We start from the raw sequence: 20,442 nt of genomic DNA, 5'->3' as shown, positions 1-20,442 counted from the left end.
GTGGCGCGGGGCCGTGGGGCAACCGCCCGAGTCGTCCGCGGACGCGGGCCCAGCGTAAGGGCGGCGTCCACGCGCTGCGACAGGATTTCTCCCCGGTCCGTTCGGGATGCGAGCTCGTCGTTCGCGGCTGCGGCTGCGCAATCGTTGCGCGGACCAGGCGCTGATCGACGACGTGGTGCGAGAGACCTTCCTGGCGTTGTGGCGCGGCTCGGCGCGCTACCGCGAGCGGGAGGGCGCGCGGGCTAGGGCGGTTCGGGTGGTAGGGAGGTGAGGAAGTATCGGATGGTCGGGGCGGTGGCGGTGGCTAGGTCTTCCGCTGTTTTCAGTTGATTTGAGATGGAGACCGGGGTGAGGGTCGCGTGGGGGATCGTCCGGGCGCAGCGTTCGGCGAGGGCCCGCGGGTGGCGGGCGTCCGTGCCCGGGAACACCAGGACGGGGGCGGCGACGCCGGCGAGGTCGGCGACCGAGGCGAAAGAGCGGTCGTGCGCGATGGCGGCGGCCGCGACGACGCTGGCCCGGTTGCTGCGCGGGACGGCGTCGCGCACCATCGCGCCGACGACCGGCGGGAACCGCTCCAGGATCGGTTCCCACGCGGCCTCCAGGCCGTCGGCGGCGGCGCGGGCGGCGAAGGCGTCGAGGAAGGCGATCTCGGCGGCCTTGGCGGCGGCGTCCTCCTCGATGTCCTCGACGCCGAGCAGGATCGCCGCGTCCACCCGGTCCGGGACGCGCAGGGCGGTGCGCAGCGCGATCGTCGAGCCGAGGCCCGCGCCGGCCAGCACGGCGCGGCGGTGGCCGAGCGCGTCGAGCAGGGCGAGCAGGTCGCGGGTGTACTGGTCCCAGGTGTGCAGGGCGGGGTCGGCGCAGACCGACGCGCCATAGCCGCGGACGTCCGGCAGGATCACCGTGGCCAGGTCGGCGAGCAGCCGGGCCAGGGGACGGAGGCTGTGCCGGTCCGGGCCGCCGGCGTGCAGGAGGACGAGCGGCCGCCCGGAACCGTCGATGTCGGCGAATAGGGCGTGGCCGCCGTGGCCGTCTCCGCCGTGGAAGGCGAACGGGGTCATGTGAGCCTTTCTGGAGGCGGGGTCAGGAACAGTCCCAGCAGGTAGGCGACGGCGGGGACGAAGCAGAGCAGGGTGAAGACCGCCTGCGCGCCGTGCGCGTCGGCGGCCAGCCCGAAGACCGGGGTCAGGAGGCCGCCGGCGCTGACGCTGAGCCCGAGCGTCACCCCGGCCGCGGTGCCGGGACGTCCGGGCAGGTAGTCCTGGCCGAGCCGGACCAGGACCGCGAACGGGACGTTCAGCGTCAGCCCCACCAGGACGGCGAACGGCAGCGGCAGCAGCGGCCCCGGCGCCAGCCGCAGGCCGGCCAGCGCCGGCGTGACCAGGACGGCGCCGAGCCGTACCGTCCGGACGAGGCCGATCCGGTCGGCGAGGCGCCCGCCGAGGACGGTCCCGGCGACGCCGCCGCCGAGGAAGCACGCGAGCGCCGTCCCGGCCATGGCCTGCGACCCGTCCAGGTGCCGGATCCAGTACAGGCCGATGAAGGTGGCGACCGCCGCGAACACGGCGGAGCGGACCACCGAGATCGCGGTGAGGACGGCGAACGGCCGCCACAGGGCGGGCCCGTCCGGTGCCGGGACGGCGCCGTCCCGCGCCCGGCGGACGTTCCTGGCCAGGACGAACGCGACCAGCACGGCCGGGGGCAGGAACACGACGGTGCCGCCCGCCCCCCAGGCGACCAGCGCCGGCGTCGCGAGGACGGGCGCCAGGAAGAAGCCCACGCTGCCGCCCGCGGCGAACACGCTCATCCCCGTGACGCTGTCGCCGGCGGCCTCCCGGGCGGCCTTGCCCGCCGCCGGGTGGAACATCGCCACCCCGAGCCCGGACAGCAGGAGGAGCACCCACACGACCGCGTACGACCCGGCCGTCCCGGACAGCGCGAACCCCGCCCCCGCCAGCAGGACCCCCGCGGCCGCGAGCCGGGGCAGCCGCAGCCGGTCGACGGCGATGCCGATCAGCGGCTGCGGCAGGGCGCTGCCCAGCGTGGCGGCGAGGGTGAGGCCGCTCGCGGCGACGTAGCTGTAATGCCGTTCGAGGACGAAGTAGGGCACGCTCGCGGGCACGAGGCCCTGGTAGAAGTCGTCGACCGCGTGGGCGGCGGCCCAGAGCCACATCCGCCGCACCACCGGCGGCGCGCTGTGCTCGGCCGTCTCGGTGCGCCGCATGCTCGTTGCCATGCCGTCCAGCATCGTGAACGCTCACGGGTGGGGGCTATCGGTATTCTGCTGGCATATGTCGAAAACCCGCCAACCTGCCGACCGGCCCGCCTCGTTGCTGCCGCTCGCTCACCGGGAGCGCGTCGGCTGGCACGATCATGAGCACCACCAGCTCGTCTACCCCAGTCACGGCGTCCTGCAGGTGTCGACCGGCGCGGGCATGTGGGTCGTGCCGCCGCACCGGGCGGTGTGGCTGCCGTCCGGGGTGCCGCACTCCCACCAGGCGCACGGGCCGACCCAGCTGCGCACCGTGAACTTCACGCGGGACGAGCCGGCGTTCGGCGGGCCGACGGTGCTCGCGGTGTCCCCGCTGCTGCGCGAGGTCATCATCGCGCTGACCGCCGAGGACGGCCTGACCGCCGGGCCCCGGCGCAACCTGGAGCGGGTCGCGCTGGACCAGCTGCGCCGCGTGGAGGAACTCCCGCTGCACCTGCCGGTCCCGGTGGACGACCGGCTCCGCTCCATCGCCGCCGCGCTCGCCGACGACCCCGCCGACCGGCGGACCCTCGCCGAGTTCGGCCGCGCGGTCGGCGCGTCCGAGCGGACCCTGAGCAGGCTGTTCCGGCTGGAGACGTCGATGACGTTCCCGCAGTGGCGGGCGCAGGTCCGCCTCCACCGCGCGCTGATCCTTCTCGCGACCGGCGCGTCGGTGACCGGCGTCGCCGCGGCCTGCGGCTACGCCGGCCCGAGCGCCTTCATCGAGGCCTTCCGCCACGCCTTCGGCGCGACGCCCGGACGCGTCGCGTCCCGTCCGCCGGACGCGCCGGGCCGTCGTCCCTAGGCGGTGCGCTCCTCGGCGGCGCGGTCTTGGAAGGTGCGCTTGGTCATGCCCTCGACGGCGGGATCGATGCCCCAGCTGAAGATCGTCAGCGGGTGGACGCGGATCAGGTCCGCGCCGAAGTAGGAGCCTTCGGGGGCGTCCTCGACGAGCGTCTCGGCGCGCCCGCGGACCTCGATGCCGCGCACGCGCCAGGGCTGGACGGACGCCAGGTCGTCGATGACGAGCGCCACCTGGTCGTTGCCGCGGAGATTGCGGTACTTGCGGGACTTCGCGAGGTTCCAGCCCCGGATGTCGAAGGTGCCCAGATCGGCGTTGTACTCGTATCCGACGGGATTGTTCTGCGGGTCGCCCTTGGGCCCGACCGTGGCCAGCCGGGCGAGGCGCTGGGTGGCGAGATATTCGCGTTCGAGCTCTGTGAGGATCATTGCCCCAGGATGGAACCTCGACTCATCTTGAGGTCAAGCGGAGCAATTGGCGGAATATTGGCCGCCGCGAGGCCCGCCGCTTCTGTCACTATCGGGAAGTTTGCGATGAACTGAGATTCAGGGTGCGGCGGACTCCACTCACAAGGTCGCACCATGCCAGAGCCATCGCATCCACCGCCCGGCCGCGCCGCGCACCCCCGCCTCCGCTTCCGCTTCCGCGGCCGTCGTCCAAGGCGCAGGGGTCTTCTGCCGGTTCTCGCCGCCCTAGCCGCGATCCTGCTCCTCGGCTTCCTCACCTCGTGCGGGTCGGACTCCGAGGACGCCGAGAAGACCGCCCCGCGCGAGACGAGCGCGCCGCCCGCCTCCCCGCCGCCGACCCCGCCGACACCGGCTCCGAGGGAGCCCCGCGATCCGTCGACTCCGCTGCCGGGCGCGGCGGACGGCGTCGACCCGCGCTTCGCCACCTGCGCGGAGGCCAACGCCCACGGGTACGGTCCCTACGTCAAGGGCTGGGACCCCGAATACAGCTGGTACCACGACCGTGATCACGACGGCGTCGACTGCGAGCCCGGCGCCGTCGCGCCGCCGGGCCCGGCGGACGGCCTCGACCCGCGCTTCGACACGTGCGCGGAGGCCAACGCCCACGGGTACGGGCCCTACTACCGGGGCGTGGATCCCGAGTACGACTGGTACCAAGATCGCGATCATGACGGTATCGACTGCGAGCCCGGGTTCGGCGGGACGCCGCCGAGCGACGAGCCGACCGAGGAGCCGAGCACGCCGCCGAGCGAGCCGCCCAGCGAGGAGCCGAGCGACGTGCCGAGCGACGTGCCCAGCGAGGAGCCGTCGGAACCCAGCGAGCCGCCGTCCGACCCGGGCCCTTCGGAGCCCGGGACGAGCGAAGAGCCCTCAGCGCCGAATTCCGGTGGGTAGCCGCGGCCGCGCCCGCCGCAGCCCCGCGCGCCGGGCCTAGGGGGGTGGGGTGAGTGAGGTGATCAGGGTGCGGAGGCGGGGGGACATCTTGTCCGGCAGGTCGTCCAGGGGGTACCAGCGGGCCTCCAGGATCTCCGCCGCGTCCAGGGCGAGGCGCCCGCCGATCACGCGGGCCTCGTAGTACGCCTCGACCCGGTGGCGGAAGCCGCTGGCGATCGCCGCCGGCGGGCCGGTGACCTTCACGTCCAGGGACGTCTCCTCCCGCACCTCGCGGGCGACGCCGTCCTCCAGCCGCTCGCCGGCGTCGACGTAGCCGCCGGGCAGGCCCCACGCGCGGTACGCGGGCCAGAGCCGGTGCCGCAGCAGCAGGATCCGCCCCCGGTCGTCCCGGACGATCCCGCCCGCGTACACCAGGAACGTCCGGTGCCGGAGCCGGGCGAGCCGCCACTGCGCCCGCCCGCCGAGCCGCAGCCAGGCGCGCGCGGCCAGCCGGTGCGCCACCGGGCCGCCGCGTCCACGCGCCCGCAGAGCGGCGAACCGGATCTTCATTGCCCGAATGCTAGCCGCCACCCCCGACCGCCACCCGCCGCGCCCGCCGCGGACGCCGCGCGCGCACGCCCGCCACGCCCGCCACGCCCGTACGCCCGCCGCGCGCGCACGCCCGTACGCCCGTACGCCCGCCGCGCGCGCCCGCCTGCCGCGCCCGCCTGCCGCGCCCGCCTGCCGCGCGCGCCTGCCGCGCCCGCATGCCGCGCCCGCCGGGCCGTGCGCTGTGGTCCTGGCCACAGCGGACGGGGTTCGGGATCTTCGGGGGCGTTCCGGTTCGTCGATAGGGCAGAGCCTGTGACGGGGGAGGCGCCATGACCACGATCGCTACGCACCCGCCTGACGCGGAGTCCGAACCGGCGGCGCCGCGGCGCGCGGGGCCGGTGCGGCTGCTGCGGAAGGCCGCGGTCGCCGTCGCCGGGACGGCGATGATCGTCGCGGGCGTCGTGATGCTGGTGCTGCCGGGACCGGGCGTGGTGGCGATCCTCGCCGGGCTGGGGCTGCTCGGCACCGAGTTCCCCACCGCCCGCCGGATCAGCCGGCGCGTGAACGGCTGGGCCCGCGCCGGCTGGCACCGGGTCAGGACGCGAACGGGGCGAGGCCACGCCGCCTAGCGTGCAGCAGGGCCGCCAGGGTGAACGAGTCGGTGATCTCGCCGCGGTCCAGCATGAGGTCGAGCCGCGCCGGGGCCACCAGCTCGATCCGGTCGATGCCCTCTTCGAGGTGCGAGTCGTGCGGGTGGTCGACGTCCGCCCAGAAGAGACCGGCCTTGCTGCCGGCGACGCCGGTGTCGGCGTAGAGGTCGCCGAGGAACTCGATCGACCGCGCCGGCACGCCGATCTCCTCGTGCAGTTCCCGGCGGGCCGTCTGCTCCGGCGTCTCGCCCGGCTGCGGCGAGCCGCGGGGGATCTCCCAGTGCCACTGCCGGGTGGCGTGCCTGAAGTGCCGCATCAGGACGACGCCGCCGTCGCACGACGGGAGGACGGCGGCCCCCGCCTGCCCGGTGGAGTGCAGTGCCCGCAGGTAGCCGCCGGTCCGGCCGTCCGGGAACGTGACCGGGTCGCGCAGGAGCAGGACGTACTGGTCGCGGTAGCAGACGCCGTACGGGCCGCCTTCGGACGGGAAGTCGTCGAGGATCGGGGTCCACGCGCCCGGCGGGTTGGCGAACAGGTCTGGCCAGTCCCGGCGGAGCTTCTCGTACTCCTCGTGCGGGGTGGTCACTGACCCTCGTTCGACAGGTCCGTGCCGTCGTCGTTGCCGCCCCGCGCCGACCCCCGCGTCGTCAGGTACTCGATCAGTTTCTTCGCCTCCCGGTACGGGTCGTCCATCCGCAGGTCGAGGAGCTGCGCGGTCGTCTCGATCCGGTGCCGCGACCTGTTCGCCAGGAGCCTGCCGAGGCCCAGCCGGAGCGTGACCCTCGCCGCCCGCTTCCCGGCCAGGTGGGCGACCTCGCCGATGATCTCATGGTCGATGCTGTTGTCGGGCAGGTAGAGGACGTTCACGGTGAGCGAGCCGATGTCGATGGCGATCTCGGTCAGGCCGCCGAACCGCTCGCCGGAGCGGTCGTCGCGGATCTGCTCCGCCTTGTTGAGCATCGTGAGGTACGCCCGGCTGATCTCGACGATCCCGGTGACCGGGTCGGCGAGGGCCTCGATGGACGGCGCGTTGATGACGCCCGCCAGCGCCGCGTTGTACGTCCGCCATTCCTCCTCGTTGCGGACCTGCCAGATGTCGGCCAGGGACAGGCGGTCCAGCGTGGGCACCGCCTCCAGCAGCGCCTGGACGTTCTCGAACGCCAGGTTCCGCAGCAGCGTGATGAGCTCTTCGGCGTCCGTCTCCCCGGCGGGGTCGGCCTGCCGCCGCCGGAACTGGAGCGCCTCCTGCAGCGCGGTGCGCCGCGGCGAGTCGCTCGGCGTCAGGGTGAAGACGTCGATCGCGTCCGCCAGGTTCGTGGCGTACTTCAGGTCGATCAGCTGCTTCACGATGGCCATGTGCGGCTGACCGGGGTCGTACTGGCGCGCCGCGACGTCGCCGCCCTCGCCGACGACGAACCTCTCGTAGAGCCCCTGCCGCACCACCGGCCGCCCGGCGTCCAGCTCGTCGTACACCCAGCGTCCGACCTCCTTGAGCCGGGCGAGCGCGCTGACCGCCTCGTCCTCGGCGAGGTCGAAGTCACGCTGCAGGGCCGGTACCTCGAACTGGACGAAGCCCGTGAAGAACGCGCCGAACGCCTTGTACACGGCCTTGGTGAGCGCGGCGTTCTCGGTGTCGTCCCAGGACATGCGCAGGCACGACATCATGGTGTTCTCCGCCACCTCGCGCCAGGCCGCGAGCCCTTCGGTGACCTGGAAGTCCGGATTCTCCGCGGGGAGCGGGCCGTCCTCCGTCAGCAGCAGCGGGATGATCGCCTCGCGTTCCAGCATCTGGCGGAAGGCGTCGTGGTCGCGTCCCCGCTTCGCGAAATCCTGGTAGACCTGCGGGTTGTTGTAGAGAAAGGCGCGGTTGATCAGGACTTTCTCGGCGTTCAGGAGGGCGCGCAGGTATTCGCGCCGCGACCTCCGGGCCTGTTCCCGCAGAATGGCCCTGCCGACCCCGCCCTCCCGCCGCGCCCGGTCGAGGAGTTCCCGGTCGAACCACTGATTGTCGAGCGACTGCGGCACGGCCGTGATCGTCTGGCGCAGATCCCCGGACATCAACCTCTTGAAGCTGACGTTCCCGACATGCGCGACCGACATCTGGCACTCCCTTTGGTCCCGGAAACATCGCCCGACAACCCTAAGTCGACGGATGCCCGCGCTGTGCCGCGTTCGCCGTCTATGACCGGCCGTGGCCATCCGGTCGCGGTCCGCACCGAATTCTCATGAATGCGGGCGAATGATTCTCGACGCGTTTTCGGGCGGCCGGGGGCCGGGGGAGAGTCGGGCGTCAATCGGTGACGCGGAGGACGCGGAGCTGGTCGGCGACCATCCGGTAGTAGCCGACGAGGGTGACCAGCTCGTACAGGCGCGTGAGGCCGAGGGTGCCGGTGGCCGCGGTGAAGCTGTCGTCGGTGAGGTCGCCGCTGGCCACGAGCTCGCGGGCGGCGGCGAGGACGGTCGACTCCAGCGGGTCGTCGAGGCGGCAGTCGGCGTCCGCGCGGATGGCGGCGATCTGCTCCTCGGTGAGGCCGGCCTGGACCGCCGCGTGGGTGTGCACGGCCCACTCGTACTCCGAGTGCTCGTGCGCGGCCACGGCGAGGATCGCCAGTTCCTTCTGCCGCGGGGTGAAACCCGTCCCGTAGCGGACGACGGTGCCGAGCTCCTGCAGCGCGTTGCCGAGTTCCGGGCTGAGCAGCATGCCGTTGAACGGGCCGCGCAGCCGGCCCTCCTCGTCGGCGAGCGGGAACGGCCGGCTGCCGGTGGCGCGGGCGCTGTCGAGCAGCCGGTCGTAGAGCTCGCGCTGTTCGGCGGTCAGGTCCGCCGGCCGGAACGCGTCGACGCGTGCAGGCATGAAGGTCCCCCGGTGAGTGTGGTGGTTCATTGAGCGTTGGCGGGTGTGCCGCTGGTCCGGAAGGTGCTGTGGTAGGCGAAGGTGCGGCGTTCCTCGGCGGTGACGGCGCGCATGATCTCGGCGCGCCACGGGGTGCTGGTCGCGGCGCGGTAGGCGTCGGTGGCGAAGACGCCGGGGTCGTCGATCTCGTGCAGGGCGAGGAAGCGGGGCGCCCGGCCGTCGACGAGGACGTAGCGGCGGGTCCTGCGCCAGCCGGGGAGCGCGTGCAGGGTCGGGATGTGCTCCTCGGCGTACCAGGCGTGGAAGTCGGGCTCCCGCGCGGGCTCGATCGTCATGGCCCGCGCCACCAGGAGCGGCGGCGGCGCGGCGGACGGCGTGCCCCGGTCGTCCCGCAGCGCGTAGACGCGGCGGTCGAGGGTCTCCAGCGCGGACATGACGGCGGTCTCCCGCGCGCTGCGCTCCTCGCGCAGCCGCCGGTAGCCGGGCGTCTGGAGAACGTCCAGGTCGAGGTCGTACCATGCGAGCCAGGACGGCGCCTCGCCGTCCGCGGCGCGGTACCGGTGACCTCGATGGACGCCCGGCAGGGCGAGCCTGGCGGGGCCGTGCTCGTTGTCGTACCAGTCGTGGAACCCGGCCTCGTCGCCGTCGCGCGGTTGCGACAGGACGTAGAGCAGACCTTCCGTCACGATGGGCCTTCCGTCGTTCGGCGGCGTTCCGGTGCCGGGGATCGTCCCGGGTGCCGGAGACTGGATGCTGTCCGCCGGAATCTGTTCTACTGACGAACGTTCGTGCGTCGGTAGATTACTTTGGAGTCGGGAGTCAAGGAATGTCAAGGCAGGACCCGGATGTGATCGACTCCGTCGAGAAGGCGTTCCGCGTACTGGAGGCCTTCTCGGCGGACCATCCGATGCTGACCGTGAGCGAGGCCGCCGAGCTCACCGGCCTGTCCCGGGCGACCGCCCGGCGCATCCTGCTGACCTGCGTCCGGCTCGGGTTCGCCGAGGTGGACGACCGCAGGTACCGGCTCCTGCCGCGCGTCCTGCGCCTCGGGTACGGGTATCTCGCCTCGCTGCCGATCTGGGAGCGCGCCCAGCCGCACATGCGCCGGCTGGCGGAGGAGGTGCGGGAGTCGTGCTCGGCGGCCACCCTGGACGGCGAGGAGATCGTCTACGTCGCCCGCGTGCCGGCCAAGCGCAGCATGTCGATCGTCCTGAACGTGGGCTCGCGGCTGCCGGCCCACCCGACGTCCATGGGACGGGTGCTGCTCGCCGCGCTCCCGCCGGACCGCCTCCGCGACCGCCTCCGCGAGATGCGGCTCGACCAGCTCACCCCGCACACGATCACCGACCCGGACGCGCTGGCGGCCGAGCTCGCCAAGGTGCGCGAGCAGGGCTACGCGGTCGTGGACGGCGAGCGCGAGGAGGGCGTGCGCTCGGCGGCGGCGCCGGTGCGCGACGGGTCCGGCGCGGTGATCGCGGCCATCAACGTGTCGGCCAACGCGGGCCGGGTCTCGGTCGCCGAGTTGCACGAGCGGTTCGTCCCGCTGGTCGTCCAGGCGGCGGACGCGATCTCCCGCGACATCGATTTCGTCCCCTCAAGCTGAGGCGTACGGGCGGCTGAAGCCGAGGCATACAGGCTCTGCCGAAGTCTTGACCTGCGTCGGCGTGTCGGTCACACTCGCTCTCTAACCGGCGTACACCTGTGCGACTGACGAACAGAGGTGAGTACTGTCATGTCCAGTGCCACGTCCGCCCTGCGGGCCGCCTTCACCACGAAGCTCTGGCTGACGGTGCTGGTCGCCCTCGCGCTCGGGGCCCTGCTCGGGCTCGTCGCGCCGGACACCGGGGCGGCCATGCAGCCGCTCGGCGACGGCTTCATCTCGCTGATCCGGATGCTCGTCGGCCCGGTGATCTTCTGCACCATCGTGACCGGGATCGCCTCCGCGGGCGCGCTCGCCGGCATGGGCCGCGTCGGCGTCAAGGCCCTCGTCTACTTCGAGGTCATCACCACGATCGCGCTGGTCATGGGCTTGGTGGTGATGGACGTGCTGCGCCCGGGCGACGGCGTCCACGCCGACCCGGACGCCATCAAGCTCACCGGCAAGGCGAGCGAGTACGCCGCCGAGGGCCAGAACCAGCACTGGTACGACTTCCTCGTCAACATCATCCCGGAGAGCGTCGTCAGCGCCTTCGTGGACGGCAACGTCCTGCAGATCCTGCTCGTGTCCGTGCTGTTCGCCATCGCCCTCAAGATGATGGGCGAGCGCGCCGCCCCGATCGCCCGCGGCGTGGAGCGGGTCGGCGAGGCGGTGTTCGGCATCGTCCGGCTGATCATGTACCTGGCCCCGGTCGGCGCGTTCGGCGCGATGGCCTACACCACGGGCAAGTTCGGCACCAAGACGCTGACCAGCCTCGGCACCTTCGTCGGCCTGTTCTGGGCCACGGGGTTCGTGTTCTGCCTCGTCGTCCTCGGCGTGGTCGCCAGGCTGTGCGGCATCCGCATCCTCCCGCTCTACCGCTACTTCAAGGACGAGCTGCTGATCACCCTCGGCACGGCCAACTACGAGGCGGTCATGCCGCAGCTGATCGAGAAGCTGGAGCGGCTCGGCTGCCCGAAGCCCATCGTGGGGCTGGTCGTGCCGTCCGGGTACGCGTTCAACTCCGACGGCGTCTGCCTCTACATGGGGTTCGCCGGCCTCTACATCGCGCAGGCGTTCGACATCAGCATGTCGGTCTGGCAGCAGCTCGGCCTGCTCGCGGTCTTCCTGATCACGTCCAAGGGCGGCGCGGGGATCGCGGGGGCGGGGTTCGTCCTGCTCGCCGCGAGCCTCTCCACCACCGGCGTCATCCCCATCGCCGGGATCATGCTCATCTTCGGCGTCGACCGGTTCCTGTCCATGGGGCGCGGCCTGGTGAGCCTGTGCGGGCAGATGCTGGCCAGCATCGTCGTCAGCAGGTGGGAGGGCGTCTTCGACCGCGACCGGGCCAGGCTGATCCTCGCCGGCGGCACCCCCGCCGACGACTCCGCGCCCACCGACCCGGTCCCGACGGCGGCCGGCGGAAGCGCCCCGGCCGCCGCCGGGGGCAGCGCGTGACCGGACGTCCGACCGGCACCGCACAGCCCAGCGGCACTGCACAGCCCAGCGGCACCGGACGGCTGAGCGGTAAGGCCGCGATCGTCACCGGCGCGGGCAGCGTCGGCCCCGGCTGGGGCAACGGCCGCGCCACCGCGGTGATCTTCGCGGCCGAGGGCGCCCGGGTGCTCGCCGTCGACAAGGACGCCGAGGCCCTCGCCCGCACGATGGACCTGGTCCGCGACGCCGGGGGAGGGGCGGGAGAGGTCCTGCCGCACGAATGCGACGTCACCGACGGTGAGGCCGTCCGCGGGATGGTCGAGGCGTGCCGCGCGTCCTTCGGCCGGGTGGACGTCCTGGTCAGCAATGTCGGCGGGTCCCGTCCCGGCGGCCCCGCCGAACTCGACGAGGACGCGTGGGACGCCCAGTTCGACCTCAACCTCAAGACCGCCTACCTGGCCTGCCGGCACGTCATCCCCGTCATGCGCGAGCAGCGCTCAGGCGCCATCGTGAACGTCGCCTCGACGTCCGGCATCCGCTACACCGGCTCGCCGCAGGTCGCCTACGCCGCGGCGAAGGCGGGGGTGGTCCAGCTCTCGCGTGTCACCGCCGTCCAGCACGCCGCGGACGGCATCCGCGTGAACACCGTCGTCCCCGGCCAGCTGCACACGCCGCTGGTCGAGGCGCGCCTCGCCCGGCAGCGCGCCGGAGGCGACGTCGAGGAACTGCTGAGGCAACGCCAGAGCCGCATTCCGCTCGGCTTCATGGGCGACGGACGCGACACCGCCCGCGCCGCGCTCTTCCTCGCGTCCGACGAGGCCCGCTTCATCACCGGTACCGAACTGGTCGTGGACGGCGGCATGACCGCCCGCTGCGACTGACACCGGCGCGGGACCGGAGCGCCGCCAGAGACCGCGGAGGACGGACGGGACGCCAGCGACCTCCGCACGGCCGTTCCATTCCGAATAAATCATGATTTCAATGGCGAATAGTGACAAATCAAGTTGATCAGTTCGTGGGCTTCGGAGAATGGCGCGCAGGGTATAAGGCGGGCGACACAATTCGATACGTCGTCCGGAGTGCAGATGCGCCTCTCCCGCCACTGTCTCGCCGCTTTCGGTGCGGTGACCTTCGCCGCCGGTTCACTTGTCTGGCCCGCGTCCGCCTCGGCGGCGGGCCCGAACTACGTCGCGCTCGGTGATTCCTACTCGTCCGGCACCGGGGCCGGCAGCTACGACCCGGCCAGCGGCGCGTGCAAGCGCAGCGCCAACGCCTACGCGGAGCTGTGGGCGGCGGCGAACAGCACGTCGTCGTTCAAGTTCGTCGCCTGCTCGGGTGCGACGACCGCGACCGTCGCCAGCGGCCAGCTCGGCGCGCTCAGCTCCTCGACCACGCTGGTCAGCATCACGGTCGGCGGCAACGACGCCGGGTTCGCCGACGTCATGCAGACCTGCGTGCTGGGGTCGGACTCGACCTGCAAGAGCAGGGTCGCGCAGGCCGAGACCTACATGAAGGGCACGCTGCCCGGACGCCTCGACTCGGTGTACTCGCAGATCCGGGCCAAGGCGCCGTCCGCCCGAGTGGTGGTGCTCGGCTACCCCCGGCTCTACAAGATCGTCAACGTGTGCGTGGGGCTGAGCAACGCCAAGCGCACCGCGCTCAACCAGGCCGCCGACACGCTGGACGGCGTGATCGCCAAGGCCGCGGGCGGCGCCGGCTTCACCTGGTCGGACGTCCGCGACGAGTTCTCGGGGCACGAGTTGTGCTCCGGCGACGACTGGCTGAACTCGGTCACGATCCCGATCGACGACTCCTACCACCCGACCGCGCTGGGTCACCGCCTCGGCTACCTCCCCGCCCTGAAGGCCTCGGCCCGGGCGGCCGTGGAACAGGACGCCTGATCCGCGACCCTTAGTGATCTACAACGTAAAGGCGCTCACCTGCGGAGCGTCCGGCAGGTGAGCAGGCCCACCGGGACCGGCGCCCAGAACGTGACCGCCCGGAACAGCAGCACGGCGTGCAGCGCCGGTCCGGCCGCGACGCCGAGCGCCGCCAGCGCGGCGACCAGCGCCGCCTCGGTGGAGCCGACGCCGCCGGGCGCGGGTATCGCCGAGCCCGCCGCGGCGCCCACCAGGTAGGCGGCGACCAGCGCGAGGACGTCGGCCGGGCCCGCGCCCGTCCCGGGCACGGCGAGGACGCTGAGCGCGAACGCCAGACCGAGGACGAACGTGGTCGCGGCGGACGCGGCCAGCGTCACCGCGAGGTCGCGCGGACGCCGGCACAGGTCGGTGAGGCCGCCGACGGCCTGTCCGACCATGCCCCGCCCGCCGGTGTCCGGCCCGCCGTCGTCGCGTCCGGCCGCGGCGGTGCGGGCGGCGCGGCGGCCCAGCAGCACCGCGGCCGGCGCCAGCACGCCCCCGGCGATGAGCAGCGGGACGGGCGGGACGAGCCCGGCCGCCTCGGCCGCGTGCCGGCCCAGCGCGTCCAGCACCCGGCCGTTGCCGCCGCCGAGCCCGACGACCGCGCCCATCAGCAGCAGGTCCGCCGGGACGCCCGCCACCTGCAGGACGCCCACCGCGATCGCGGCCCGCGGCAGCGGCAGCCCGCGGCAGACGAGGTAGCGGGTGTTGACGGCCACCGCGCCGAGCCCGCCCGGCGTGACACGGTTGGCGGCCGCGGCGGTGAACTGCGCCAGCGTCGTCTCGTACAGCGGGATCGGCCGTCCGGACGCGCCGCGCAGCGCGACCGCGGAGCAGACGAAGTGCAGCACCGACAGCAGGACGAGCACCGGCAGGAACTCCCACCGCATCCGCGTCAGCGCCGACATGGCGCCGTCGACGACCGTCGGGCTCGGCGGGGCGGCGGTCAGCAGCGCCGAGGCGGCGACAGCGGCGAGCAGGACCCCGAGAACGGTCCAACGGGACCTGCGGACGCGTTGGAGCGGGGCGGGTGTCGCGGCGCCTCCGCCGGGGCCGGGGCCGGGGAGTTCGGCGGGCGCCGCGCGTTCAGCGCCGGCGGCGATCGTCTCCACACCTCAGTGATCGGCTATTTGGTTGAAGAGTACGCGACCGCCAGGCCTGCTCGACGCGAACGATGGAGGACGTTCACGCCCGCCGCCCCGCCGGGGCCCGCCGGGGCCCGCCGGAGGCCCCGCCGTCCATAGGGCGCCTGTGGGAAGTTTTCCCGCCCGGCACGCCTCTTTGGTCCACGTCATCAATTCTTTTCACACTATGGTTAGGATCGACTACAGGAAGTGACGGTCGCATGGCCGAGGATTGGGACGACCGGGGGAGAGTGACGACCATGACCAGCGCTCACCAGCGCCTGGGCGAACGCATCAGGGACTTCCGGGGCAGCAGGGGCGGACGCAGGCCCTGGCCGGCCAAGGCCCCCGGCGACCGGGCGATCGTCTTGACCTGTAGCGACTATCTCGCGATCGCCGAACATCCCGCGATCGCCGACGCCATGATCGCCAGCCTCCGGTCGGCGGACGGCGCCGCGCCGGTGCCGGGCCCGTGCCTGCCCGACGACCACCCCCAGATCGCCCTCGGCGCGGAGTTCGCCCGGCACATGGGCGCCCGCGCCGGGGTGCTGTGCCCGTCGGGCTGGGCGGCCAACACCGGGCTGCTGCAGGTGGTCGCCGGCCCGGACGTGCCCGTCTACCTGGACGTCCTCGCCCACATGTCGCTGTGGGAGGGCGCGCGCGCCGCGGGCGCCGAGCTGGCGTACTTCCGCCACAACGACCTCGCCCACCTGCGCCGCCGGATCGAGCTGGGCGGCTCCGGGGTGATCGTCGCGGACGCCGTCTACAGCACCGACGGCACGGTGGCCCCGCTGCCCGGCCTGGTGGAGATCGCCGAGGACCACGGCTGCCTCCTCGTCGTGGACGAGTCGCACTCGCTCGGCACGCACGGCAAGCGCGGCGAGGGCCTCGTCGCCGCGCTCGGGCTGACCGGCCGCGTCGACTTCCGCACCGCGAGCCTGGCCAAGGCGCTGCCTGGGCGCGCCGGGCTGATCGCCTGCGACCGTCCCGGCTTCGCCGACTACTTCACCCACACCGCGCTCCCGTCCGTGTTCAGCTCGACGCTGCTGCCGCACGACGTCGCGGGCCTCGCGGCCGCGCTGAAGGTCGTCCGGGACGAGAACCGCCGCCGCGACCGGCTGCACGCCGTCACGCGCCGCCTGCGGGACGGGCTGGCCGAGCTCGGCTACCGGCTCGTCGAGTCGGACACGCCGATCATCGCGCTGGAGAAGGGGTCGGAGGCCGACGCCACCGTCCTCCGCGACGCGCTGGTCACGCGCGGGATCTACACCGCGGCGCTGTTCCCGCCGACGGCGTCGGCGGGCCGGACGCTGGTGCGCCTGTCCGCGCACGCGGGCCTCACCGACGGCGACGTCCGCCGGATCCTGTCGGTGTTCGCGCAGGTGCGGAACCAGGTGGAGGCCCCGCCGCGCGCGGGCCGGACCGGCCGGTCCGCCCGCCACGGCGCGGGCCGCTCCTGACCCGGCGGGCCCCGTTCGTCACCGGCGGGCACCGCTTCTGACCGTCGGGGGCTGTTCGTGACCGGCGGGGGCCGCTCCTGATCGGCGCGGGCCGCTTCTGACCGGCGGGGGCCGCTCCTGACCCGGCGGGGGCCGTTCGTGACCGGCGGGCGCGTTCGTGATCGCGGACGGGTCAGGCCGCCGGCTGGTAGCGGTCCTGGCGGGTCTGGGCGCCGATGTAGCGGAGCATGCTGCGCAGCGCCCAGTGGTTGATGCCGGTGGGCATCATGCGGTAGCCGTGCCGGTGGGCCAGCGCGAGGGCGGCGAACCTGGCCTGGTCGAGGGCGCTCCACGGGATGTCGAAGCGGCCCCGGACGATCGGCGGCAGGCAGCCGAAGGTGATCAGCCGGAGCGGGCGCTCGATGACGAGGCGTCCGGCGCGGTCGACGCGGGGCCCGCCGACGGGCAGCAGCGTGACGGTGTCGGACCCGTGCTTGGCGATCTCCAGGGCGCGGGCCGCGGCCGGGGTGAGTTCGAGCCGTTCGGCGCAGACGTGCCAGAATTTGGACTGGAAGGCCGCGTAGTCGGCGGGGACGGGACGCATGCTGACGCCGTAGCGGGAGTACCAGGTGACGGTCTCGGCGTACATGCGCTCGTGGTCCTCGGCAGTGAGGGTGCCGGGGTGGAACGTCTCGGCCGCCTTGAAGATCTCCCAGGTGAAGGTGGCGTGCGCCCACCAGAACGTCTCGGGTTCGAGGGCGTGGTAGCGGCGCGCGTGCTCGTCGACGCCGCCGATGGCGCGGTGCAGGTCGCGGACGGCGTGCGCGCGGGCGTCGCCGTCCGGGGCGAGGATCGTCGCCCAGATCTGCGGGACGGACCGGTGGATGCGGTCGAACGGCGCGTCGAAGAACGCGGAGTGCTCGCTCACGCCGGCGCCGATCGCGGGATGCATGAGCTGCATGAGCCCGGCGGCGGCCCCGGGCAGCAGCGACCGCAGGTCGGCGGCGTGACGCCAGAGGAGCGTCCCGGGCCCGAGCGGGGCGCGGGCGGCGGCGCGCTGAGCGCGGGCGGCGGTGTGCGGGGCGGGCGCGGTCGCGCGCGGCGGGGGCGTGGCGGGCATCGCACCTCCTGATGCTCACTTGCTCCGAGCGTAGCGGAGTTGAGACAAGAAACAAGAGTTGTCGCACGTCCAATTAGTGGCGCTGACCGGCGCCGGTTGACGCCGCAAAACCTGAATCCGTATTCTGGATTCGAGTTCATATTCTGTGACGGGAGCCCGGTGGACACCGACGACTGGATCTTCCCGCGGGGAGCCGGCGCTCCCCGGCAGCAGCGGAGCCGCCGGAGCCACGTCGCCCTGCTGCGGGCGGCGGACGAGTGCTTCGGCGACACCGGCTGGCGGGGAACGTCCGTCGAGCGGATCGCCTCGGCGGCCGGCACCTCGGTGGGCACCGTCTACGCGCGCTTCGGCAGCAAGCGCGACCTGCTCCTGGCGGTGGTCGCCCAGCGGGTGGGCGAGATCACCGAGGTGGTGAACGCCGCGGACCTGGCCGATGACCCCGTCGCGGTGCTCATCGACTCGATGCGGTTCGCGGTGCGGCGCAGGCGCGGCGCGGCCGGGCTGCTGCACGCCTGGTCGGACGCCTGCATCGACCATCCCGAGCTGGGCGGGCTTGAGGAGAGGATCCGGGACGACCTCATCGCCCGGCTGCGCGAGACGCTGACCGCCTTCCAGGATCTGCCCGGCCTCCGGCCGGACGTGGACTTCGCCCGGCTCGCCATCGTGATCTGCGGGCTCATCGAGGGCCTGCACCGCCCGCCCTGGAGCCTCCTCGGCGACGAGGAGGCGGCGCAGACGGTGACGAGGATCATCCTCCACCTATGCCTGCGCGACGACGCGCTGCCCGCACACCTGGTCGCGGGCCGCGAGCCTTGAACCCGTCCGGCGTCCGGTCGGAGAACGGATTGGTGCATCGATGTCATTGGACGAATACCGCCGGCGCAAGGCGGTGATCGACGGGATCCTCGCCGACCCGTCCACCGCCCGGACCGGACGGCTCCCCGCCCGCCGCCGCGCGGAGATCGAAGCGGTCTTCGGTGACGAGGACGGGCTCCTGCTCGCCATGTACGCGCGCTGGTTCCACGCGTTCGGCGCCAACCTGGACGACGAGTTGGAGGCGGCCGCCGGCGATCTCGCCGCCGCCGTGCGGAACGCGTGGCGGCGCACCGCGGAGCGCCACCCGGCGCTGCGGACGGTGCTGGGCGCGCACGCGCAGAACCCGCGGCTCGCGGCCGCCGTCGAGCGCGGGCACCGGCTGGGCATGACACCGGAGCAGGCCGAGCACGCGTCGCGGGCACTGCCGCCGGACCTGTGGGCGCGCCCGGACGCGGAGACCGAACGCTCGCCTGTCGCGGAGTCCGAAGGGCCGCCTGTCGCGGAGTCCGGGTGGCCCTCCGCCGCGGAGGCCGGACGGTCGCCCGCAGCGGAGGTCGGGACGGGGCGGACGTGCGGGACGTCTCCGGCGGGAACGCCGCCGGGGCGGGTCCGGAGGCGGGGCTGGTTGGCGGGTCTCGCCGCTGTCCGCGGCAGGGCCTGCCGGAGGCAGCCCATCGCGTGACACGGCCCGCCGCCCGCAGGGAAAGGCGGGCGGGTCAGGCGGACAGCTCCTCGGCGAGCGCGGCGGCGAATGCGTCGACGTCCTGTTCGGTGGTGTCGAACGAGCACACCCAGCGGACCTCGCCCGTCCGCTCGTCCCAGGTGTAGAACGGGAAGCGCTTGCGGAGCCGCTCCGCCGCGTCCTTCGGGACGATCGCGAACACCGAGTTCGCGTCCACGGACTGCGTGATCTCGACGCCCGGGACGGCGCGGGCGGCGGCCTCGAGGCGGCGGGCCATGGCGTTGGCGCGGGCGGCGTTGCGCCGCCACAGGTCGCCGTCCAGCAGCGCGACGAGCTGCGCGGACACGTACCGCATCTTGGACGCCAGCTGCATGCTCGACTTGCGCAGGTAGAGGATCCCGCGGACCGCGTCCGGGTTCAGGACGACGATCGCCTCGCCGAGCAGCAGCCCGTTCTTGGTGCCGCCGAACGACAGCACGTCCACGCCCGCGTCGGTGGTGACGGCGCGCAGCGGCACGCCGAGCGAGGCGGCGGCGTTGGCGATCCGCGCGCCGTCCATGTGCAGGGACATGCCGCGCTCGCGCGCCGCGGCCGCGACCGCCGCGGTCTCCGCCGGCGTGTAGACGGTGCCCAGCTCGGTGCTCTGGGTGATCGACACGACGGCGGGCTGCCGCCGCTGGACGTTGCCGAACCCGGTGGCGTGCGCCTCGACCAGCTCGGGCGTCAGCTTGCCGTCCCGCGCCGGGACCGTGACCAGCTTCAGGCCCGCGACCTTCTCGGCGGCGCCGCACTCGTCGGTGGCGATGTGCGCGGACTCCGGGCAGACCACCGAGCTCCACGGCTCCGACATGGCCTGCAGCGACACGACGTTGGCGCCCGTGCCGTTGAACATCGGGAACACCTCGGCCTGCTCGCCGAAGTGCCGCCGGACGACGTCGCGGAGCCGGGCGGTGACGGCGTCGTCGCCGTAGGCGGGCTGGTGCCCGTCGTTGACGGCGGCCAGCGCCGCGAGGACGTCCGGGTGGACGCTCGCCTGGTTGTCGCTCGCGAACGCCCGGGCGGCGGACGGACGGCTGCTGTGATCGCTCGGCGGCTGCGTCATGCGTTCATTGTCCAGGACGTCCGCTCCGTCCCCGCTGCGCGGGCTACGCGGGACGGTCGGTGATGTTCTGCACCGGCGCGGGCGCGTCAGCGGAAGGCCGAGCGGAGCTCGTCGTTTGACTGGTGGTGGGTGGGGGCTGGAGGACGGTGGGCGGGTCGGCGGCGCGGAGCGCCATCCGGGCGCGCATGGAGTCCAGGTCATCGCCGAGCCGGGCCATGTTGGCCTGGAGGTCGCGCCACAGCCCGGTCCGCTGCTCCAGCTGCGCGATCTTGGTGCGCAGGTCGGCGATGCGCCGTTCGGCGGCCTCCAGCCGGTTGCCGTTGCCCGCGGTGTCGCGGCCGGTGCGGATCAGGCTGGTGGCGACGGCGGCGAGGTCGCGCTCGGCGTCGTCCATCCGCTCGTCGATGCGCGGCAGCAGCCGGTCGTTGAGCTGTCCGACCAGCGAGTCGAGCTCGCCGCGCACCCCGCGCAGCTCGGCCCGGACCGCGCGCAGCTCGGCGTCCTGGTCGCGGACGGCGTCCTCTAGTATCTTGAGGCGTTCGGTGAGGGCGGGGAGGATCCGCCCGAGTTCCGCCGACCGTTCCAGATCCCGCCCGAGTCTGGCGAGAAGGCCCACGCCCTCGCGCAGATGACGCTCCGCCTCGGCGGCGGCGCGGCGGACGAGACCCAGGATCACGGTCATGGCGCTCCCTCCAGGGGACGGTTCGGATGGAATCCC

23 protein-coding genes are annotated in these 20,442 nt (G+C 73.4%); 11 read left to right on the top strand and 12 right to left on the bottom strand.

Annotated features, from left to right (window positions below):
- Positions 1-106 precede the first annotated feature (106 nt).
- Entirely contained in the window at positions 107-271 is a 165-nt protein-coding gene (locus ACH34T_RS22325; RefSeq protein WP_395994136.1) for a sigma factor, read from the top strand.
- On the opposite strand, the gene ACH34T_RS22320 is transcribed toward ACH34T_RS22325, so the two are convergent.
- Both ACH34T_RS22320 and ACH34T_RS22315 read right to left on the bottom strand, forming a co-directional pair.
- Entirely contained in the window at positions 243-1,061 is an 819-nt protein-coding gene (locus tag ACH34T_RS22320) for an alpha/beta fold hydrolase (protein WP_395994135.1), read from the bottom strand. The genes ACH34T_RS22325 and ACH34T_RS22320 overlap by 29 nt on opposite strands.
- A complete protein-coding gene (locus tag ACH34T_RS22315; protein WP_395994134.1) occupies positions 1,058-2,236 on the bottom strand; it encodes an MFS transporter in 1,179 nt (392 codons plus the stop codon). The genes ACH34T_RS22320 and ACH34T_RS22315 overlap by 4 nt, the downstream gene beginning before the upstream one ends.
- Before the next feature lie 55 nt (positions 2,237-2,291).
- Between ACH34T_RS22315 and ACH34T_RS22310 the strand changes: the two genes are divergently transcribed.
- Positions 2,292-3,056 (top strand): AraC family transcriptional regulator, encoded by a 765-nt coding sequence (locus ACH34T_RS22310; RefSeq protein ID WP_395994133.1) that lies wholly within the window; start codon positions 2,292-2,294, stop codon positions 3,054-3,056.
- On the opposite strand, the gene ACH34T_RS22305 is transcribed toward ACH34T_RS22310, so the two are convergent.
- Entirely contained in the window at positions 3,053-3,481 is a 429-nt protein-coding gene (locus tag ACH34T_RS22305) for a PPOX class F420-dependent oxidoreductase (protein WP_395994132.1), read from the bottom strand. The two genes, ACH34T_RS22310 and ACH34T_RS22305, sit on opposite strands and share 4 nt — an antisense overlap.
- A 153-nt stretch (positions 3,482-3,634) precedes the next feature.
- Here ACH34T_RS22305 and ACH34T_RS22300 point away from each other — a divergent pair, with 153 nt between their 5' ends.
- Positions 3,635-4,414, top strand: coding sequence for an excalibur calcium-binding domain-containing protein (locus tag ACH34T_RS22300; RefSeq protein ID WP_395994131.1), 780 nt, complete (start codon positions 3,635-3,637; stop codon positions 4,412-4,414).
- A 36-nt stretch (positions 4,415-4,450) separates the two neighbouring features.
- Here ACH34T_RS22300 and ACH34T_RS22295 read toward each other — a convergent pair whose 3' ends face one another.
- The gene (locus ACH34T_RS22295) at positions 4,451-4,963 is read right to left on the bottom strand and encodes an NUDIX domain-containing protein (protein ID WP_395994130.1); all 513 of its coding nucleotides are present in this window, start codon (positions 4,961-4,963) and stop codon (positions 4,451-4,453) included.
- A gap of 311 nt (positions 4,964-5,274) precedes the next feature.
- Here ACH34T_RS22295 and ACH34T_RS22290 point away from each other — a divergent pair, with 311 nt between their 5' ends.
- Positions 5,275-5,574, top strand: coding sequence for a PGPGW domain-containing protein (locus ACH34T_RS22290; RefSeq protein ID WP_395994129.1), 300 nt, complete (start codon positions 5,275-5,277; stop codon positions 5,572-5,574).
- On the opposite strand, the gene ACH34T_RS22285 is transcribed toward ACH34T_RS22290, so the two are convergent.
- The 4 genes from ACH34T_RS22285 to ACH34T_RS22270 all read right to left on the bottom strand — a co-directional run bounded on the left by ACH34T_RS22285 (position 5,540) and on the right by ACH34T_RS22270 (position 9,135).
- Positions 5,540-6,181, bottom strand: a complete 642-nt coding sequence (locus tag ACH34T_RS22285; RefSeq protein WP_395994128.1) for an NUDIX hydrolase — start codon at positions 6,179-6,181, stop codon at positions 5,540-5,542. The two genes, ACH34T_RS22290 and ACH34T_RS22285, sit on opposite strands and share 35 nt — an antisense overlap.
- Complete coding sequence (locus ACH34T_RS22280; protein WP_395994127.1) at positions 6,178-7,695, bottom strand: hypothetical protein; 1,518 nt, start codon at positions 7,693-7,695, stop codon at positions 6,178-6,180. Before ACH34T_RS22280 ends, ACH34T_RS22285 begins: the two co-directional genes overlap by 4 nt.
- A 190-nt stretch (positions 7,696-7,885) precedes the next feature.
- Positions 7,886-8,449 (bottom strand): carboxymuconolactone decarboxylase family protein, encoded by a 564-nt coding sequence (locus tag ACH34T_RS22275; RefSeq protein ID WP_395994126.1) that lies wholly within the window; start codon positions 8,447-8,449, stop codon positions 7,886-7,888.
- Between the two features lie 26 nt (positions 8,450-8,475).
- Entirely contained in the window at positions 8,476-9,135 is a 660-nt protein-coding gene (locus tag ACH34T_RS22270; RefSeq protein ID WP_395994125.1) for a hypothetical protein, read from the bottom strand.
- A 140-nt stretch (positions 9,136-9,275) separates the two neighbouring features.
- Here ACH34T_RS22270 and ACH34T_RS22265 point away from each other — a divergent pair, with 140 nt between their 5' ends.
- The 4 genes from ACH34T_RS22265 to ACH34T_RS22250 all read left to right on the top strand — a co-directional run bounded on the left by ACH34T_RS22265 (position 9,276) and on the right by ACH34T_RS22250 (position 13,423).
- Complete coding sequence (locus tag ACH34T_RS22265; protein ID WP_395994124.1) at positions 9,276-10,052, top strand: IclR family transcriptional regulator C-terminal domain-containing protein; 777 nt, start codon at positions 9,276-9,278, stop codon at positions 10,050-10,052.
- 129 nt (positions 10,053-10,181) lie between these two features.
- Positions 10,182-11,543, top strand: a complete 1,362-nt coding sequence (locus ACH34T_RS22260) for a cation:dicarboxylate symporter family transporter (protein ID WP_395994123.1) — start codon at positions 10,182-10,184, stop codon at positions 11,541-11,543.
- The gene (locus ACH34T_RS22255; RefSeq protein ID WP_395994122.1) at positions 11,540-12,403 is read left to right on the top strand and encodes an SDR family NAD(P)-dependent oxidoreductase; all 864 of its coding nucleotides are present in this window, start codon (positions 11,540-11,542) and stop codon (positions 12,401-12,403) included. The genes ACH34T_RS22260 and ACH34T_RS22255 overlap by 4 nt, the downstream gene beginning before the upstream one ends.
- A 204-nt stretch (positions 12,404-12,607) precedes the next feature.
- Positions 12,608-13,423, top strand: coding sequence for an SGNH/GDSL hydrolase family protein (locus tag ACH34T_RS22250; RefSeq protein ID WP_395994121.1), 816 nt, complete (start codon positions 12,608-12,610; stop codon positions 13,421-13,423).
- 35 nt (positions 13,424-13,458) lie between these two features.
- On the opposite strand, the gene ACH34T_RS22245 is transcribed toward ACH34T_RS22250, so the two are convergent.
- The gene (locus ACH34T_RS22245) at positions 13,459-14,553 is read right to left on the bottom strand and encodes a YbhN family protein (RefSeq protein ID WP_395994120.1); all 1,095 of its coding nucleotides are present in this window, start codon (positions 14,551-14,553) and stop codon (positions 13,459-13,461) included.
- A gap of 272 nt (positions 14,554-14,825) precedes the next feature.
- Between ACH34T_RS22245 and cqsA the strand changes: the two genes are divergently transcribed.
- A complete protein-coding gene (cqsA, locus tag ACH34T_RS22240) occupies positions 14,826-16,025 on the top strand; it encodes an alpha-hydroxyketone-type quorum-sensing autoinducer synthase (protein ID WP_395994119.1) in 1,200 nt (399 codons plus the stop codon).
- Between the two features lie 172 nt (positions 16,026-16,197).
- Here cqsA and ACH34T_RS22235 read toward each other — a convergent pair whose 3' ends face one another.
- Positions 16,198-17,124, bottom strand: a complete 927-nt coding sequence (locus ACH34T_RS22235; protein ID WP_395994118.1) for an oxygenase MpaB family protein — start codon at positions 17,122-17,124, stop codon at positions 16,198-16,200.
- Positions 17,125-17,283: 159 nt separating this feature from the next.
- Here ACH34T_RS22235 and ACH34T_RS22230 point away from each other — a divergent pair, with 159 nt between their 5' ends.
- On the top strand, positions 17,284-17,940 hold the full coding sequence (locus ACH34T_RS22230) for a TetR/AcrR family transcriptional regulator (protein WP_395994117.1): 657 nt from the start codon (positions 17,284-17,286) through the stop codon (positions 17,938-17,940).
- 40 nt (positions 17,941-17,980) lie between these two features.
- Positions 17,981-18,622 carry a hypothetical protein gene (locus ACH34T_RS22225; protein ID WP_395994116.1) on the top strand — a complete coding sequence of 214 codons (642 nt, stop codon included), beginning with the start codon at positions 17,981-17,983 and terminating at the stop codon, positions 18,620-18,622.
- Between the two features lie 34 nt (positions 18,623-18,656).
- On the opposite strand, the gene ACH34T_RS22220 is transcribed toward ACH34T_RS22225, so the two are convergent.
- Complete coding sequence (locus ACH34T_RS22220) at positions 18,657-19,724, bottom strand: threonine aldolase family protein (protein ID WP_395994115.1); 1,068 nt, start codon at positions 19,722-19,724, stop codon at positions 18,657-18,659.
- A gap of 43 nt (positions 19,725-19,767) precedes the next feature.
- Positions 19,768-20,406, bottom strand: coding sequence for a hypothetical protein (locus tag ACH34T_RS22215; RefSeq protein WP_395994114.1), 639 nt, complete (start codon positions 20,404-20,406; stop codon positions 19,768-19,770).
- Positions 20,407-20,442: the final 36 nt, after the last annotated feature.

Origin of the sequence: Actinomadura sp. 9N215, assembly GCF_044326345.1 — a bacterium.
Classification (GTDB): Bacteria; Actinomycetota; Actinomycetes; order Streptosporangiales; family Streptosporangiaceae; genus Spirillospora.
This window is presented reverse-complemented; position numbering and strand designations above follow the sequence as displayed.